Here is a 17,050-nt window from a genome sequence, read left to right on the forward strand (position 1 = left end):
CCCCCTCAGCCCCGGAACCGGAGACGGTCGGTGCTGTCCTCGCTGGGCTGGACGACGACGATGCCCGTCCCGGAGAAGGCCATCTGGTAGGCCTCGCCGCTGCCGCGGCCGATCAGCGACTGCGCCTTGAAGCTGCGCTTGCCCTTCACCTTGAGGTTCGGGGACCAGGCGACGAGCGCGTCCGGGTCGACGTAGGTCTCGTCCTCGCCACCGCCGCAGTCGACGACGATCGGCTTGCCGCGGGAGGTCAGCGCGACCCACCCCTGGCCGCTGATCTTCGTGTTCCACAGGCCCTGGCCGGCGAACTTCGCGAGCCCCTTGACCCGCTCCACGCCCCACGTGAGGTGGGCGTCGAAGGCGAGCAGGTTGGTGGCGTTGACGGAGATGCCGTCGCCGTTGAGGTTGATCACGACGACGTCCGCGCCGTAGTCGGCGAGGTAGAGCAGTCCGTCACCGGAGCACTTCATCAGGGGCGCGCCCTCCCCGGTCATCCAGTCGCGCGCGATCTGGCGCACGGCGGGCGGGTTGGGCTCGTACTGGATGAAGCCCTCGTAGGCGATCATCGAGCCCACGCGCGCGAAGAGGTCGCTTCCGGTCTGCATGGCGACCTTCAGCATGTTGTTGCCGTGGTTCTCCATGCGGGCGGAGACGGGTGCGGGGGCGTAGCCCGCGAGCGGCTGGTTCATGACGGGCTCCCTCAGACCTCGTACGGCTGGACGACGATGAAGTTGCCGGGGGCGGCCCGGAACTGCAGGTTGACGCTCTCCCCGGTGTCGCCCGGATAGGCGTTGCGGCGCATCCGGACCTGGCTGGAGACGATCACCTGGGCGGCAGCGGACCAGGCGACGACCGCGTTGCAGTCGGCGAACGTGGTCGGCGTGACGGGCAGCACCACGGGCGAGCCGTGCGTCTTGACGACGATGGTGCCCGTCCCCTGGAACTGCATCGTGAACAGCGCGCCCCCGGGGATGCCGTGTCCCTCGATGCGTCTGACCTCGTACTGGAGGCTCTCGTCGAAGGCGAGGACGTTCTCCGCGGAGACGCAGATCGCGTCCCCCTGGAGCTCGACGGGGTGCAGATGGGTGGAGTTTTCGGCGAGGAACACCTGGCCCTGGCCGGTGCAGCGCATCAGCTGCATCTCCTGGCCGGTCGCGTTGCCGACGAGCCGTCCGGCGAACCCGGCGCCCTTGTACCCGAAGTCGACCTTGCCCTGGTAGAGCACCATGCTGCCCTGGCGGGCCAGCACGGGCTGGCCACCGATGCCGAGGTCGACGCGGATCAGCTTCTTGTTCTGCTGCGTCCAGCGCTGCCCGGTGGGCGTCTCCTTGAACTTCTCCAGCGCGGCCGACACACCGGCGCCCTGGGGAGATCCCTGGGGCACTCCGTAGCCGGCGGCCTGGCCGGGGACCTGCCCGAAGGGAGGCTGTTGCTGCCCGTAGCCGGGAGGCGCGGGCGGCTGGCCGTAGCCGGGCGGAGGCGGCGGTGCCTGTCCGTAGCCGGGCGGCAGGGGCGCGGTCTGACCCGGGAGCTGCTGGCCGTACGGCTGCGGAGGCTGGCCGTAGGGCGCGGGAGCGGGGGCCGGGGGCGGCACGGGGGCGCCGCCCGGCGGGGTCATCGGCGCGATGATCGTCGGCGCGCCGTGGACGGAGGGCGCGGGCGCCGGGGCCGGCGGGGGCACGAAGCCCTGCGCCGCGGGCTGCGGGGCAGGCGCGGGTGCGGGTGCCGGGGCGGACGGGGCACCGAACGCGGGCGGCGCGGCACCCTGCGGCGGCGGGGCGAAGCCCGGGGCGGCGCCGGACTGCGGCTGTTGCGCGGCGGGCGCCTCCTCCTCCATGACCTCGCCGCCGAAGTTCTTCAGCAGCGCTTCGAGGCCGCCGTCGAAGCCCTGGCCGACGGCCGCGAACCGCCAGACGTCCTTCAGGTAGAAGTCGCCCAGCATCACGGCACGCTCGGTGGTGAACTCCGAACCGTTGAAGGAGTAGCGGGCCACCTCCTCGCCGCCCGCGACGATCCGGACGTACCCGGGGGCGATCTGCGACATCTGCCCGGCGCCGTCGAGCGTCGCCGTGAAGGCCAGCTTGTGGATCTGCGGCGGGATCTTGTCGAGCGTGACGCGGAAGGACTCCGAGTCGCCCGCCTGGGCACCCAGGAGCTGGATGGACTCCTCGGGGGACTTCGGCTGGTTGAAGAACACGAAGTACCGGTCGTCCGAGAGCCGTTCCTCGGCGTCGAGGCCGAAGCAGCTGATGTCGAACGTCAGTCCGGGGCCGGTGATCTGCACACCTACGTACAGATCGGTGCCCGCGGTGAGGTCACTGATCTTGGCCTTGTGGCCGCGTTGGAATTCCCTGGCCATGCGTAACGACCGTCCCCCATCCCGAATGCGAGTGCGTCGCGTCAGGCTAACGGCAATCTCGGACACCGGAGGATGTCGGTACAGACCCGGTACACAATCCCCCACAAGGGGATGTCATTCGTCGCGGGCGCCCGGCGGATGGGGCAGCCGCTCGGCCGCGACCACGCCCTCGAGATAGCCCTTGGCCCGCTCGGTGCGCGGATACGCCTCCAGGAGCCGCCAGAACCGCGGCCCGTGGCCGGGCACCAGGAGATGCGCCAGCTCGTGCAGCAGTACGTAGTCGACGACGTACTCGGGCATGCCCTGCAGCCGGTGCGAGAGGCGGATGCTGCCCTCGGAGGGCGTGCAGGAACCCCAGCGCGTGTTCTGGTTGGTGACCCAGCGCACCGACGTGGGCCGGGCGCGGCCGTCGAAGTACTGGGCGGACAGCCGCTCGGCGCGCTCGGCCAGCTCCGCGTCACCGAGCACGCGTTTGCTTTCCTGGGCGGCCAGCTTGTCGAGCATGACGGTGACCCAGCGCTTCTCCTCCGCCTCGGACATGCGGGCGGGGATGAGCACGACGGTGCGATCGCCCTCGCGGTACGCGGAGACGGTTCTGCGCCTGCGCGCGCTCCTGCGGACCTCGATCGCGCTCGCCCCCGGGCCGCCTGGCGGCAGGCTCGTCGTACTGCGCTGTGGTTTTCCGGCGCTGTGCAGTGGGTCGGCGGGCACGGCACGACGTTACCCTCTGCACACGCGGGAAGTCCCGCCCCCGGGACGGTTCGGTGTCGATACCCCACCAAGCGTTTGATTCGTACGACGAATCCCCACAGCCTGTGGACAACTTTCGGCACCCGTCGGCGGGACCGTGCACGCTGGCATGACCGGCGGAGCACCGACCCGTTCCACCGGCCACACGGGACGTACTTCCTAGGGCTACGGGGGCCTGTCATGCATCCGATGGTGAAGCCCGCGCTGCGGCGCGGCTGGCGCGACCTCAACACCGTGCAGTTCGGGATGACACCGGCGCACGCGATGACGCTGGGCCCGATGGACACGGCCACGGGCAGCTTCCTGGACCTGCTCAACGGCACCCGTGGACTGCCCCTTCTGCGCGAGGAGGGGCACCGGATGGATCTGCCCGAGGGCCATGTCGACCGGCTCGTGGAGGGCCTGACACGGGCGGGTCTGCTCGACGACGCGACCGGCGGCGGCCCCGCGGCCGACGCCCTCCGCGCGAAGAAGGACGTCCTCGACCGGCTGCGCCCGGACCTCGCGTCGCTCTCCCTGAACACCGGCGAGCCGGGCGCGGCGCTGGGCCGTCTGGCGGCGCGTCGCGCGCTGCGGGTGCAGGTGCGGGGCGCGGGCCGGGTGGGCGCGGTGATCGCCGCGCTGCTGTCGGGCGCGGGGGTCGGCGAGATTGCTGTACGTGACGGAGGCGTCACCGAACCCTGGGACGTCGCTCCGGGCGGGCTGCCCGCCGAGGCGGTCGGCGAGCGCAGGGACGAGGCGGCCCGCCGCGCGGTGCGCCGGGCCGCACCGGACCGCCCGCCGCGCCAGACCTCGCGGGCCGCGTCGGAGGAGGGCGACCCCGGTTTCTCCCTGGTGATCCTGGCTCCACGCGACGATGTCGCCGTGTACGCGCCGGACCCGGCCGCCGCCACCGACCTGATCGCCTCGGGGACGCCTCATCTGTACGCGGGTGTCGTGGAGGGCACCGGGGTCGTGGGCCCCCTGGTCCTGCCCGGCGAGACGTCCTGCGCGGAATGCCTGCACCACGCGCGCACCGACCGGGATCCGACCTGGCCCCGGCTGGTCGCGCAGTGGCGCTCCGGCAGGCAGCCCCAGGTGCGGCCCTGCGATCTGACGCTGGCCACGACCGTCGCCGGGCTGGCGGCCTCGCACGCGCTCGCCTTCCTGGACGGACAGTCGCCGTCGAGCACGGGCGCGCGCTGGGAGGTCTCACTACCCGCTCTGCACTGGCACGCGCGACCGGTCTGGGCGCATTCCGGCTGCCCCTGCGGAGCCTCGGAGAAGGACCCGGAGAAAGGTAAGGAGGGACACACCTCTACGGACGAGGATCGACACGCGACAATGGCAGAGGACCGGCCGTCGAGGGATGTGCGCCGTAAGGCAGACTCGGCCCGGCCGGCCGGGACTTGGAGGGCGCATGTCTGATCTTCCCCGCAAGGCGGTCACCCGCACCGCCAAGCTTGCCGCGCTCCCGCTCGGCTTCGCCGGGAGAGCGACGTGGGGGCTCGGCAAACGGATCGTGGGCGAGTCCGCGGACATCGTCGGCCGCGAGCTGCAGCAGCGCACCGCGGACCAGCTGTTCAAGGTGCTCGGCGAGCTCAAGGGCGGTGCGATGAAGTTCGGGCAGGCACTGTCCGTCTTCGAATCGGCGCTGCCCGAAGAGGTCGCCGGCCCCTACCGCGCCGCGCTGACCAAGCTCCAGGAGGCCGCGCCACCGATGCCGACGCGCACCGTGCACGGTGTGCTGGAGGAGCGGCTCGGTGCGGACTGGCGCGAGCTGTTCCAGGAGTTCGAGGAGAAACCCTCGGCCGCCGCGTCGATCGGACAGGTGCACCGGGCGGTGTGGCACGACGGCCGCGAGGTCGCGGTCAAGGTGCAGTACCCGGGCGCCGGCGAGGCCCTCCTGTCCGACCTGACCCAACTGAGCCGTTTCGCCCGCCTGTTGGGCCCGCTCATCCCCGGGATGGACATCAAGCCCCTCATCGCCGAGCTCCGCGACCGGGTCTCCGAGGAGCTGGACTACGCCCTGGAGGCGCAGGCCCAGCAGGTGCACGCGGAGGAGTTCGAGGGCGACCCGGATGTCGTGGTGCCCGCCGTGGTCCACCAGTGCGACCAGGTCCTGGTCACGGAGTGGATCGACGGGATCCCGCTGTCGGAGGTGATCGCCGACGGCACCCAGGAGCAGCGCGACCGGGCAGGCCAGCTCCTGGCCCGCTTCCTCTTCTCCGGCCCGGCCCGCACCGGCCTCCTCCACGCGGACCCGCACCCGGGCAACTTCCGGCTGCTGCCCGCCGACCCGGACGGCAAGGGCGACTGGCGACTGGGCGTCCTGGACTTCGGCACGGTCGACCGCCTCCCCGGCGGCCTGCCGACGCCCATCGGCGACTCCCTGCGCATGACGCTCGACGGCGACGCCGAAGCGGTCTACGAACTGCTGCGCACGGAGGGCTTCGTCAAGGAGTCGATAGAGCTGGACCCCGACGCCGTCCTCGACTACCTCGTGCCGATCATCGAGCCGGCCCAGGTCGACGAGTTCACCTTCACCCGCAGCTGGATGCGCAGCCAGGCCGCCCGCATCGCCGATCCCCGCTCCCCCGCCCACCAACTGGGCAAGCAGCTGAACCTGCCGCCGGCGTATCTCCTGATACACCGGGTGACATTGAGCACAATCGGCGTGCTGTGCCAGCTGGGTGCGACGGTGCGGCTGCGCGAGGAGCTGGAGGAGTGGCTGCCGGGGTTCGTACCGGAGGGCGAGTACGAGGAGTTCCTGGACGAGGAGGACCCTGCGGCGGAGGCGTGAGCGGGGAGCCGGTGGTGGGCGGCCGATGTACGGGCAGCCGGGTTGCGCGCGGCGCTACCACCAGGCCGGGTCGAGCCGTCCCTCGATCGCCCTGAGGTTCTCCCTGGCGCAGGTGTCGCAGAGGTAGTGCCGGGTTCCGTGCTCCATGGAGCAGGTCCAGGTGGGCTGTGGATCCTCGGACCGGGTGCCGCAGCGGGCGCACTCGAGGGGCTGGGGCTCCGCGGTGGAGTCGCTGGGGTCACTGTCTCCGGCACGGCTGGTCATCCGGCGACGATATCGCCGTACCCGGGGATCGGCGGCCTGAACGCACTGCGGGGCCGGTCCGTTCGGACGGACCGGCCCCGCGGGGAGCTTTCGCCTCCCGGGGTCGGGAGGCCACCGCTTCAGGTGTGAGCGATTACTGCATGACGGCCATGGCGAGCGCACGGCGGGCGCGCATCGAGGCACGCTCGGCCCTGCGCTGCATCCGGCGAGCGGTCGCCAGGCGCACGGCCCGGCGTTCCCGCTCGGCGTCCTGCAGGCGCTCGTGCATATGCGCACGAGCCAGGGCTTCTGGGATGAGTTGCATCTCTCGGGTCCTGTTCTGGCGCGACTCGGTCGCACCCGGGGTGGTGAAGTCTGGGATCGCGGAGCCCGCGGGCTCGCTGGGAGTGGACGGCTTCATCGGGGCCTGCTTCTTGGGGTCGTGCGTGAGGGGGCGGTCGATCGTTCCGAAGATGTTCATGCCGTGACCGGGTTCTTGCGCGGACGGCCACGCGGCCGCTTGCGGGCCACGACGACACCCTGGACGAACAGCTCGCCACCCCAGACACCCCAGGGCTCACGCCGCTCCTTGGCACCGGCGAGGCAGGCCTCGATCAGCGGGCAGGTGCGGCAGAGGGACTTGGCGTACTCGACATCGGCCGGCGACTCGGCGAAGAAGACCTCCGGGTCGTAGGAACGGCAGGGGACGGGTACGCCGAGGCTCTCGATGGCGTCGTCGAGCGCGGTGAGCGCAGTGAGCGGAGTCAAGGTGGAGTCCTCCGTGAGGCCGGGCGGGGTGATCGTTTCGGAAGGCGGTACGGACGGGGCGTGCGCTTCGAGTTGCACGGTTGTTCTTCCTCGTCTGGTCGGTCCGGCCCTGTTGGGCGGGGTGTCGGCTTGGTACCGGGTTCTTTTCTTGTCCCGAGGCCCCTTCGCTCCGTCGTCCCCGTTCGGGGAAAACAGAAGGGCCGCGGATCCCGGATGGGGTTCCGCGGCCCTGAAGGCGCCGGCCTGATCGATCAGGCTGGATCACTCCAGGGTTCTGGCCCACGGAAGGCCCACATCTGGTGGTGCTGCGTCGTCTGCTTCCGGCCTCCGGCACCGGCCGCAAAGGCATAGGCCTGCGCCTGTGCCTGTGCCGCTACTGCTTCCAGTGCCTTGGTCGGTCGCTCATTGCGCTCACGGACGGGAAGGACCGCGAGAGACAGTGCGGACGCCGGACGGACGGCGGAAATGCCGGACAGACCGGTGCCCAGGTTCGAAACGCCGAGCATGCACAGGGAGACGACCGAGGGATCGGTCATTTTCACGGTGCTGCTGGAGCTGGTGTTGATGCTGATCACTGGAATCGCCTCCTCTCGGCGTCTCGGGGGACCGGGGATGAGCCCGGCCCTTCGGATATGCAAGTACAACACGGGATCAGGGCCTTCGAGAAGGCCCCCTGTTCCCGTGTCTAAGAACCTATGGGGATTGCTGGGGCATGCGCAAACTATTTTTTCGACGAGTTTGAATCAGTCCTCCGCGACACCCTCCGCAGGCTCCTGACCGCCGCAGATGGCCAGGACATCGGCCCCGTAGCGGTTGAGCTTGCGCACGCCGACGCCGGGGATCCTCGCGAGTTCGCCCTCCTCGTCGGGGACCGTCTCGGCGATCGCCATCAGCGTCTTGTCGGTGAAGACGCAGAACGCCGGCTGACCGCTGCGCTGCGCCTGGACCTCCCGCCACTCGCGCAACCGCTCGTAGAGGCCCTCGTCCATGTCCGAAGGGCAGTCCTCGCAGCGCATCAACTTCATCTCACCGGCCTCGGTGAGCGTGCGGCCGCAGACCCGGCAGCGGGCGACGGTGCGCTGGGTCCGCCGCGGGACGGCTTTGGGGCCGCTGCCCGTGAAGCCGCGCTCGATGCCTCCGGGGGCGACCGTGCCGGGTCTGGCCGCACCGCCGGTGGAGCCGGGGCGCAGGCCGTTCAGGAAGCGGCTGGGGCGGCGGCTGGGGCGGCTGCCCGGTGAGCGGGACAGGGCCCAGGAGACGTGGAGCCGCTCTCTGGCGCGGGTGACGCCGACGTAGAGGAGACGGCGCTCCTCCTCGATCTGCTCGTCGGTCTTCGCGTAGGTGATCGGCATCATGCCCTCGGCGACGCCGACCAGGAAGACGACGTCCCACTCCAGGCCCTTGGCCGAGTGCAGGGAGGCGAGGGTGACGCCCTGGACGGTCGGGGCGTGCTGGGCGTTGGCCCGCTCGTCGAGTTCGGCCACCAGGTCGGCGAGGGTGGCTCCGGGTTTGGCGGCGGCGAAGTCCTGGGCCAGGTTGACCAGCGCGGCCAACGACTCCCAGCGCTCCCTGACGGCGCCGGAGCCGGCCGGGGGCTCGGTGGTCCACCCCTCGCCGGAGAGGACGGCACGGACCTGGGAGGGCAGGTCGATGACGTCGTCCAGGAGCGAGTCGTTGCCCCCGAAGCGGGCTGCGCCGCGCAGGGCGATGCCGGCCTTGCGCACCTCGGGGCGGTCGAAGAACCGCTCCGCACCGCGCAGCTGATAGGGGACCCCGGCGTCGGCGAGGGCCTGTTCGTAGGTCTCGGACTGGGAGTTCGTCCGGACGAGGATCGCGATCTCGCTCGCGGGAACGCCCGCGTCCATGAGCTCGCGGATGCGGCGGGCTGCGCCCTCGGCCTCGGCGGGCTCGTCGGTGTACTCGGCGTAGACCGGCTCGGGTCCCGCGGCGCGCTGGGAGATCAGCTCCAGGCGGTGGTCGGCGGCACGGCCGCGGGCCTGGGAGAGCAGGCCGTTGGCGAGATGGACGACCTGGGGTGTGGAGCGGTAGTCGCGGACCAGCTTGACGACGGTGGCGCCGGGGTGGCGGATGCGGAAGTCGAGCAGGTGGTCCGGGGTCGCTCCGGTGAAGGAGTAGATCGTCTGGCTGGCGTCGCCGACGACGCACAGGCTGTCGCGCTCGCCCAGCCACAGCTCCAGGAGGCGCTGCTGGAGGGGGCTGACGTCCTGGTACTCGTCGACCACGAAGTGCTGGTACTGCGAGCGGACCTGTTCGGCGATGTCGTGCCGGTCCTGGAGGACGGCGACGGTGAGCAGCAGGACGTCCTCGAAGTCGATGACCGCGCGGTCGCGCTTGACGTCCTCGTAGGTGGCGTAGAGCTGGGCGATCTCGGCGGGGGCGCGGGGGACGTCACGGCCCGCCTTGGCCGCCGCCGCCGCGTAGTCCGAGGGCACGGTCTGGGTGACCTTGGACCACTCGATCTCCGCGGTGACGTCCCGCAGTTCACCTCGGTCGAGGCGGATGCGGCAGGCGGCGGCCGCGTCGGCGACGAGCTGGATCTTGCGGTCGACGAGCCGGGGCATGCTGCCCCCGATCGCTTTCGGCCAGAAGTACTGGAGCTGACGCAGCGCGGCCGAGTGGAACGTGCGCGCCTGGACTCCGGTGGCGCCGAGCTGCCGGAGTCGGCCGCGCATCTCGCCGGCGGCGCGGTTGGTGAAGGTGACGGCCAGCACGCTGGAGGACTGCAGGACCCCGGCGCGCACTCCGTAGGCGATGCGGTGGGTGATCGCCCGTGTCTTGCCCGTGCCGGCGCCCGCCAGCACGCACACCGGGCCGCGCAGGGCGGTGGCCACCTCGCGCTGCTCGGGGTCGAGCCCTTCGAGCACCGCGTCGGCCGAGTCCGGTACCTGCGGGAAGAGGGAGGAGTGCGTTGCTGCTGTCACACGGCCATGCTGCCAGGTCGCCGGAGACAGGTGAGTCGGTTGTCCACAGGGAGGCCCCAGCAGTCGTACTAATGCGGCAGGCGTCACGTGCGGCGGCACACCCCTGGCGGGAATGGCGGCCGTGTCGCGTACGTTCCCCTCACTGCGAGGACACATCCCCGAGTTGTTGAGGAGCGCGAGAGAATGTCGGGCACTGTGACGATGTACAGCACCACGTGGTGCGGTTACTGCCGTCGGCTGAAGGGCCAGATGGACCGCGAGGGAATCGCGTACACCGAGATCAACATCGAGCAGGACCCGGCTTCGGCGGCGTTCGTCGAGAAGGCGAATGGCGGGAACCAGACGGTCCCGACCGTACTTTTCGAGGACGGTTCGACGCTCACGAACCCGTCGCTGGCCCAGGTCAAGCAGAAGATCGGCGCCTGAACGACGCTCCGCGCGCGACTCCGAAGAGGGCGGCCCTGTGGTCAGGGGCCGCCCTCTTGGCGTTCCCGCGACGCGCCCGGCTTGTCCCACACGGCGATGTAGCGCCACAGGAGCCGTCGCCGGAACCGCGCCCCGGGCAGCAGTCTCCGGACGCTCCCGCGGGCTTCTCCCCAGCTCATGAGCGTGTCCTCGACGGGCATGCCGACGGGGCCGAGTTTCCCGCCGTGCCGTCGCGCCAGGAACCGGCTGACGGGCAGCCCGCAGCCGCTGATCATCCAGTCCAGGAACGTCTTGTTGTACGCCAGGCCGACGATCACGAGCCGTCCGCCCGGGGCCAGCAGGCGCACGAGCCGTGCCACGGCGTTGTCGAACTCCGTGTGGTGGACGACGGCGACCGCGCTGACGAAGTCGTACGTGCCGTCGGCGAGTGAGGTGCCGTCGAGGTAATCGGCCTCCACGAAGGTGACGTTCTCCGGCACGTCCACGCGGGCGAGCCGGATCATCTCGGGCGAACGGTCCACGCCCGTCACCGAACCGGCCCTGCCCGCCAGCTTGCGGGCGAGCAGGCCGTCGCCGCAGCCGACGTCCAGGGCGGTACGGCAGCCCTCCGGCACGGCGTCTACCACCACGGGGTGGTAGTGGACGTTGTGGTTCCAGTAGGGGTCGGTCATCGGCGCCCCGGTCGCCTCAGACGAAGGTCCGCGTGGGCAGCGGCTTGCCGTACCAGAGCTCGATCAGGCGGGCCGCGATCGAGATGCCGTACGGCGGGAGCACCTCTTCGGACTCGAAGGCGGCGCGCAGTTCCTCGCGGGAGAACCAGCGGGCCTCGTGGATCTCGTCGCCGTCGACGTTGATGTCGGTCGAGGTGGCGCGGGCCATGAAGCCCAGCATCAGGCTGGACGGGAAGGGCCAGGGCTGGCTGGCGACGTACTCGACGTGGCCGACGGTGATCCCGGCCTCCTCGAAGACCTCGCGGCGCACCGACTGCTCGATGGACTCGCCGGGCTCCACGAAGCCGGCGAGCGTCGAGAAGCGGCCCTCGGGCCAGTGGACCTGGCGGCCGAGCAGGATGCGGTCCTCCTCGTCGGTGACGGCCATGATCACCGCGGGGTCCGTGCGCGGGTAGTGCTCGGCGCCGCAGGCGGGGCAGCGTCGGATGTGGCCGGCCGCGGCGATCACCGTGCGCTCGCCGCAGCGGGAGCAGAAGCGGTGCAGGCGCTGCCAGTTCTCCAGGGCGACCGCGTGCACCATCAGGCCCGCGTCCCGGGCCGACAGCAGCAGGCCGGCCTCGCGCAGGCCCGCGGGCCGCGCCGACTGGTCGATACGGCCGGGAAGCGCGTCCTTCTGGAGGGCGAAGTAGCTGACGCCGTCGTCGTCGGTGCCCAGGAAGTAGCGGTGCGCCTCCGTGAGGGGGGCCTCGAAGGACGGGGTCATGACGAGTTCGGTGCTGCCGTCGGGCGTCTCGTCGATGAGGGCCTGGCCGCCGGAGACCACGAAGCAGCGGGTGGTGGGGTGGCTCCACGCCGCGGCGAGCCAGGCCTCGTCGAGCCGGTGGTGGGCGGCTCGGTCGATGCCGCTCGGGGCGGTGAGCGAGATGGGTCGGTCGGCTGTGTGGTCGGTCCAGGTGGTCACGGGTGCTTCCAACTCCCCCGGCAATGCGGATTGTTTCGGCGGGCGGTTCAGCGGGACGTACGGCGGGAGGCGACCGGGTCCGGCGGGGACGGGGTGCGCGGGGCGTCTTCCAGTGTGCCCCGCGCGTGCGGCCGTTCCGGATCGCGTGGGGCGTCAGGGCGCGTGGCGCCAGGTTTCGGCGAGGTCTCCCCACAGGTGGGCGGTGGTTTCGACGCCTTTCAGGAGGAGGTCGAGCTCGACCTTCTCGTTCGGGGCGTGCCAGCCGTCGGAGGGGACGGAGATGCCCAGGAAGAGGACGGGTGCTCCGAGGACTTCCTGGAGGTCGGCGGCCGGTCCGGAGCCGCCCTCTCTGGTGAAGAGGACCGGTTTCTCGAAGGCGCGGCCCATGGCGCGGGCGACGGACCGCAGGGCCGGGTGGTCCAGGGGCGTCAGGCACGGGCGCGTGGCCGGGCTGAAGGTGATCTCCTGGCGGATCCCGTCGGGGACCTGCTGGGCGGCCCAGGCTCGGACGACCTGCTCGATGTGGGCGGGGTCCTGGCCCGCGACCAGCCGGAAGGAGAGCTTCACCATGGCGGAGGACGGGATGATCGTCTTGCTGCCGGGGCCTTGGTAGCCCCCGCCGATGCCGTTGACCTCGGCGGTGGGGCGGGCCCAGATGCGCTCCAGGGTGGTGTGTCCTGCCTCGCCGTGGGTGGCGTGCGACTTGGCGGTGCGCAGCCACTCCTTCTCGTCGAAGGGCAGCTCGGCGAAGAGTGCGCGCTCCTGGTCGGTGAGTTCGACGATGCCGTCGTAGAAGCCGGGGACGGCCACGCGTGCGTGCTCGTCGTGCAGGGCGGCCACCAGGCGGGCCGCGGCGGTCGCCGGGTTGGGTACGGCGCCGCCGAAGGAGCCGGAGTGGATGTCCTGGTCGGGGCCGTGCAGCCGGATCTCGCACTCGGCGAGGCCGCGCATGCCGGTGCACACCGTGGGGGTGTCCTCGGACCACATGCCGGTGTCGGAGACGATCACGGCGTCGGCGGCGAGCCGGTCGGCGTGCTCCTCGACGAGCGCGCGGAAGTGCGGGGAGCCGGACTCCTCCTCGCCCTCGACGAGCAGCTTCAGGTGTACGGCGGGGGCGGTGCGGCCGGTGGCGGCGAGGTGGGCGCGGACGCCGAGTGTGTGGAAGAACACCTGGCCCTTGTCGTCGGCCGCACCGCGCGCGTAGAGGCGGTTCTCGCGGACGACGGGCTCGAAGGGCTCGCTGTCCCAGCCGTCCTCGCGGGCGGCGGGCTGGACGTCGTGATGGCCGTAGACGAGGACCGTGGGTGCCTCGGGGTCGTCGGAGGGCCACTCGGCGAAGACGGCGGGGGCGCCCGGGGTGGGCCAGACCTCGACGGTCGGGAAGCCGGTCCTGCGGAGTGTGGCGGCGAGCCAGTCGGCGCTGCGCCGGACGTCGGGCGCGTGGTCGGGCTGCGCCGACACGGACGGGATGCGCAGCCACTCGGCGAGGTCGTCGAGGAAGGCTGCGCGGTGCTGCTCGATGTACGTGCGGACCGCGCTGACGGCACTGTCAACGGTGTGGCTCATGGTCACGAGCCTATCGGCCCGCACTGACATCCTCGGTGGGCGGTTCCTCACAGTTTGCTTGCGCGCCCGGCTCCTCCAGCAGCAGCCGCTCCAGCGCGGCCCGGTCCGGGAGGTTCTCCGGCCGGACGACCTCGCCGCCGCGCACGTACAGGAACGCGGCCGTGACCGCCTCCAGGGGCACGCCCTGCCGCTCCGCCCAGGCCAGGCGGTAGATCGCGAGCTGGAGCGGGTCGGCGGCGCGGGTGCGGCTGGTCTTCCAGTCGAGGATCTCGTACGTCGCCTCGTCGCCGTCGCCTTCCTTGTAGACGGCGTCGATACGGCCCCGTACGACGCGGCCGGCGATCGCGAGCTGGAAGGGGGTCTCCACGCGGTAGGGCGTGCGCCGGGCGTACTCGGTGCGTTCGAAGGCGTCCTTGAGTTCCTCGAGGTCGCGTTCGTCGGCGATCTCGGCCTCGCTGCCTGGCAGTTCGTCCGGCTCCAGCATGGGCAGGGTCAGCTCTTCGAAGCGGGACTCCACCCAGGCGTGGAAGCGGGTGCCCCGGCGTGCGGCGGGCTGGGGCGGGCGCGGCAGTGGGCGGGCGAGTTCCTGCGCGAGCGCGTCCGGGTCGGCGGCCAGGAGCAGCAGCTGGGTGGCCGTGAGGGAGGCCGGCAGGGGTACGTCGGTGACGCCTCGGCGGGCGCGCAGCAGTTCGCCGGTGAGGGCGTCGAGGTCGCGGTCCCAGGAGGCGATGGCGCGGGCTTCCTCGGGGGTGAGGGGCGTGCTGGGCGGATCGGCGGGGTGCGGGCGTGCGCCCCCCGGCGGACTGGAGTGATCGGCGGCGTGCGGGGCCGTCGCCTGGTGCGGGACGGTCGGGCGGTCCGTGGTCCAGGCGTCCCAGTCGGCGGGGTCGTCCTCCGGGAGAGCTTCTTCGGCTGGCGTCTCGGGGAGGGACTCCTCGTAGGAAGGCTCCCCGAAAGGGGGCTCTTCATAAGGACGCTCGTCGTCCTCGGGTGGCGGGGGCCAGTCCGGGTCGTCGGGAACGGTGTTCGGGTCGTGGGCGGCCGCGGGGTGGTCCTCGTCGTGGGCGGCGAGGTGCTCCAAGTGATCCAGGACCATCCGGGCCGCCGAGCGGCGGTGAGCCAGCGCTGTGTCGTCCAGGGGCAGCGGCCAGGCCTGGTCTGCGGTGGCCGTGTGCAGGGCGGGGTTCTCCTCGCCCTCCTCGGGTTCGTCCGCCCAGGCCTCGATCTCGCCGTAGCCGGCGGCGCAATGGTCGTACAGGGCCGTCAGGAAGTCCGAGGGGCCGCGGGGCTTCTTCTGAGAAGGGCCCCACCAGTGGCCGGAGCCGAGGAGGAGGGAGCGGGGGCGGGTGAAGGTGACGTAGCCGAGGCGGAGTTCCTCCGTGTGCTGGTGGTCCTTCATGGCCTCGTGGAAGGCCTTCAGGCCTCTGGAGTCCCAGGACGCGACGTCGGGCAGGGTGGCGGTGTCTCCGCGCAGCGCGTGCGGCAGGACCTTGCCCTGGGCGGTCCATTTCTCGCGGCCCTGGCTGCTGGGGAACGTCCCGGTGACCAGACCGGGGACCGCCACGACGTCCCACTCCAGGCCCTTGGACTTGTGCGCGGTGAGGACCTTGACGGTGTTCTCGCCGCCGGGCAGGGCGTTGTCGAGGCCCTTCTCGTACTGGGCGGCGGTGCGCAGGAAGCCGAGGAAGGCGAGCAGGGTCGCCTCACCGTCGCCCGCGGCGAAGGAGGCGGCGACGTCCAGGAAGTTCGACAGGGTCTCGCGGCGGCGGGCGGCCAACGCGTGCGGGGACGCCGCGAGTTCGACCTCCAGGCCGGTGACGGCGAGGATGCGGTGCAGGACGTCCATCAGGGGGTCGGACAGGGAGCGGCGCAGGTCGCGGAGTTCGGTGGCGAGGTGGGCGAAGCGCACGCGCGCGTCCGGCGAGAAGGGCAGCCCGTCGTCGTCCCCGGTGCGGTCGGCGCCGTAGAGGGGCGTCTCCAGGAACGTGTCGAGGGCGTCCGCGAGCGATATCACCTCGGAGGGGTCGACCCCCTCGACGGCTTCGGCGAGGCGGCGGTCGGGGTCCTCGTCGTCCCCCACGCGCGTGTGCGCGACCAGGAGGCGGGCGCGGCGGCCCAGGAGGGCGAGGTCGCGCGGGCCGATGCGCCAGCGCGGGCCGGTCAGCAGCCGGACCAGGGAGGCGTTGGCACCGGGGTCCTGGAGGACTTCGCAGACGGCGACGAGGTCGGCGACCTCGGGGAGGTGCAGCAGCCCGGAGAGGCCGACCACCTCGACCGGGATGTCGCGGGCCACCAGGGCGCCCTGGATCTCGGCGAAGTCGGTGGCCGTGCGGCACAGGACGGCGACCTCGCCGGGCGCCGTCCCGGTCCTCACGAGGTGGGCGATGGAGTCGGCGAGCCAGCCGATCTCCTCGGCGTGGGTGGGCAGCAGCGCGCAGCGGACCATGCCGTCGCGCTCGGCGCCGGGGGCCGGGCGGAGGGCCTCCACGCCCGCGTGCATGGCGCGCAGGGGCTCCGCGAGGTTGTTGGCGAGGTCGAGGAGGCGGCCGCCGCTGCGGCGGTTCTCGCTGAGCGACTGGCGGGCGGCGAGGCGGCCGTCGGGGTGCGCGAAGTGCTCCGGGAAGTCGTCGAGGTTGGCGACGGACGCGCCGCGCCAGCCGTAGATCGCCTGGCAGGGGTCGCCGACGGCGGTCACCGGGTGGCCCGTGCCGGCGCCGAACAGGCCTGCCAGGAGGATGCGTTGGGCCACCGAGGTGTCCTGGTACTCGTCGAGGAGCACCACCCGGAACTCGTCGCGCAGGATCTCGCCGACCTCGGGGCGGGTGCGGGCCAGGGTCGCGGAGAGGGCGATCTGGTCACCGAAGTCGAGCAGGTCGCGCTCGCGCTTGGCGGTCCGGTAACGGCTCACCAGCTCGGTCAGTTCACGCCGGGCGGCGGCCGCCTCGGGGACCTTGCGCAGCTCGGCGTTGCTGAGCTTGCGGCCCTCCAGGTCACGCAGCAGCCCGGCGTCGTGGGCGCGCAACTCCTCGGGGCGTACGAGGTGTTCGGACAGCTCGCCGTCCAGGGTCAGGAGGTCGCTGACCAGGTCCGGGAAGGAGCGGGTGAGGGCCGGGTAGGGGCCGGGGGCCTCGCGCAGCACGCGCGCGGCGAGCTGGAAGCGGGTGGCGTCGGCGAGCAGACGGGCCGTCGGTTCGAGACCGATGCGCAGGCCGTGGTCGGTCAGGAGGCGGCCCGCGAAGGCGTGGTAGGTCGAGATGACGGGCTCGCCCGGGGGGTTGTCCGGGTCGATGACGTCGGGGTCGGTGACGCCCGCCTTGATGAGCGCCTTGCGGACGCGCTCGGCGAGTTCACCGGCGGCCTTGTTGGTGAAGGTCAGGCCGAGGACCTGCTCGGGGGCGACCTGGCCGGTGCCGACCAGCCACACCACGCGGGCCGCCATCACCGTCGTCTTGCCCGACCCGGCTCCGGCCACGATCACCTGCGGGGCGGGCGGCGCGACGATGCAGGCCGTCTGCTCCGGGGTGAAGGGGATGCCGAGGAGCTCCTTGAGCTGGTCGGGATCGGTGATACGGGCGGGCATGTCGG

At 71.9% G+C, this 17,050-nt stretch carries 15 protein-coding genes; 3 read left to right on the forward strand and 12 right to left on the reverse strand.

Features of this window, described 5'->3' with window-relative positions; genetic code table 11:
• Positions 1–5 precede the first annotated feature (5 nt).
• From OHT77_RS16425 to OHT77_RS16435, 3 genes are all read right to left on the reverse strand, one after another.
• Positions 6–686: an AIM24 family protein gene (locus OHT77_RS16425; RefSeq protein WP_328829219.1), complete on the reverse strand. Its 681-nt coding sequence runs from the start codon at positions 684–686 to the stop codon at positions 6–8.
• Between the two features lie 11 nt (positions 687–697).
• Positions 698–2,356: a TerD family protein gene (locus OHT77_RS16430; protein WP_328829221.1), complete on the reverse strand. Its 1,659-nt coding sequence runs from the start codon at positions 2,354–2,356 to the stop codon at positions 698–700.
• Between the two features lie 114 nt (positions 2,357–2,470).
• Entirely contained in the window at positions 2,471–3,067 is a 597-nt protein-coding gene (locus OHT77_RS16435; RefSeq protein ID WP_266772337.1) for a M48 metallopeptidase family protein, read from the reverse strand.
• A gap of 219 nt (positions 3,068–3,286) precedes the next feature.
• On the opposite strand from OHT77_RS16435, the gene OHT77_RS16440 reads away from it, so the two are divergent.
• Together OHT77_RS16440 and OHT77_RS16445 are read left to right on the forward strand one after the other, a co-directional pair.
• Positions 3,287–4,513, forward strand: a complete 1,227-nt coding sequence (locus OHT77_RS16440; protein WP_328829222.1) for a TOMM precursor leader peptide-binding protein — start codon at positions 3,287–3,289, stop codon at positions 4,511–4,513.
• The gene (locus tag OHT77_RS16445) at positions 4,506–5,888 is read left to right on the forward strand and encodes an ABC1 kinase family protein (protein WP_328829223.1); all 1,383 of its coding nucleotides are present in this window, start codon (positions 4,506–4,508) and stop codon (positions 5,886–5,888) included. The genes OHT77_RS16440 and OHT77_RS16445 overlap by 8 nt, the downstream gene beginning before the upstream one ends.
• A 54-nt stretch (positions 5,889–5,942) precedes the next feature.
• Here OHT77_RS16445 and OHT77_RS16450 read toward each other — a convergent pair whose 3' ends face one another.
• The 5 genes from OHT77_RS16450 to OHT77_RS16470 form a co-directional block, all read right to left on the reverse strand.
• On the reverse strand, positions 5,943–6,152 hold the full coding sequence (locus tag OHT77_RS16450) for a hypothetical protein (RefSeq protein ID WP_328829224.1): 210 nt from the start codon (positions 6,150–6,152) through the stop codon (positions 5,943–5,945).
• Positions 6,153–6,285: 133 nt separating this feature from the next.
• The gene (locus OHT77_RS16455) at positions 6,286–6,612 is read right to left on the reverse strand and encodes a hypothetical protein (protein WP_266772329.1); all 327 of its coding nucleotides are present in this window, start codon (positions 6,610–6,612) and stop codon (positions 6,286–6,288) included.
• Positions 6,609–6,977, reverse strand: a complete 369-nt coding sequence (locus OHT77_RS16460) for a WhiB family transcriptional regulator (RefSeq protein ID WP_328829225.1) — start codon at positions 6,975–6,977, stop codon at positions 6,609–6,611. Before OHT77_RS16460 ends, OHT77_RS16455 begins: the two co-directional genes overlap by 4 nt.
• A gap of 173 nt (positions 6,978–7,150) precedes the next feature.
• Positions 7,151–7,474 carry a hypothetical protein gene (locus OHT77_RS16465; RefSeq protein WP_328829226.1) on the reverse strand — a complete coding sequence of 108 codons (324 nt, stop codon included), beginning with the start codon at positions 7,472–7,474 and terminating at the stop codon, positions 7,151–7,153.
• A gap of 168 nt (positions 7,475–7,642) precedes the next feature.
• Positions 7,643–9,841 carry an ATP-dependent DNA helicase UvrD2 gene (locus tag OHT77_RS16470; protein WP_328829227.1) on the reverse strand — a complete coding sequence of 733 codons (2,199 nt, stop codon included), beginning with the start codon at positions 9,839–9,841 and terminating at the stop codon, positions 7,643–7,645.
• Between the two features lie 183 nt (positions 9,842–10,024).
• Between OHT77_RS16470 and OHT77_RS16475 the strand changes: the two genes are divergently transcribed.
• Complete coding sequence (locus OHT77_RS16475; protein ID WP_328829229.1) at positions 10,025–10,267, forward strand: mycoredoxin; 243 nt, start codon at positions 10,025–10,027, stop codon at positions 10,265–10,267.
• 41 nt (positions 10,268–10,308) lie between these two features.
• Here OHT77_RS16475 and OHT77_RS16480 read toward each other — a convergent pair whose 3' ends face one another.
• The 4 genes from OHT77_RS16480 to OHT77_RS16495 all read right to left on the reverse strand — a co-directional run bounded on the left by OHT77_RS16480 (position 10,309) and on the right by OHT77_RS16495 (position 17,045).
• Positions 10,309–10,938 carry a class I SAM-dependent methyltransferase gene (locus OHT77_RS16480; protein WP_328829230.1) on the reverse strand — a complete coding sequence of 210 codons (630 nt, stop codon included), beginning with the start codon at positions 10,936–10,938 and terminating at the stop codon, positions 10,309–10,311.
• Positions 10,939–10,954: 16 nt separating this feature from the next.
• On the reverse strand, positions 10,955–11,899 hold the full coding sequence (gene nudC / locus OHT77_RS16485; protein ID WP_266772265.1) for an NAD(+) diphosphatase: 945 nt from the start codon (positions 11,897–11,899) through the stop codon (positions 10,955–10,957).
• A gap of 153 nt (positions 11,900–12,052) precedes the next feature.
• The gene (locus tag OHT77_RS16490) at positions 12,053–13,465 is read right to left on the reverse strand and encodes a dipeptidase (protein ID WP_328829232.1); all 1,413 of its coding nucleotides are present in this window, start codon (positions 13,463–13,465) and stop codon (positions 12,053–12,055) included.
• 10 nt (positions 13,466–13,475) lie between these two features.
• On the reverse strand, positions 13,476–17,045 hold the full coding sequence (locus OHT77_RS16495; RefSeq protein ID WP_328829233.1) for a UvrD-helicase domain-containing protein: 3,570 nt from the start codon (positions 17,043–17,045) through the stop codon (positions 13,476–13,478).
• Positions 17,046–17,050: the final 5 nt, after the last annotated feature.

It is taken from the genome of Streptomyces sp. NBC_00252 (genome assembly GCF_036187565.1).
Classification (GTDB): Bacteria; Actinomycetota; Actinomycetes; order Streptomycetales; family Streptomycetaceae; genus Streptomyces.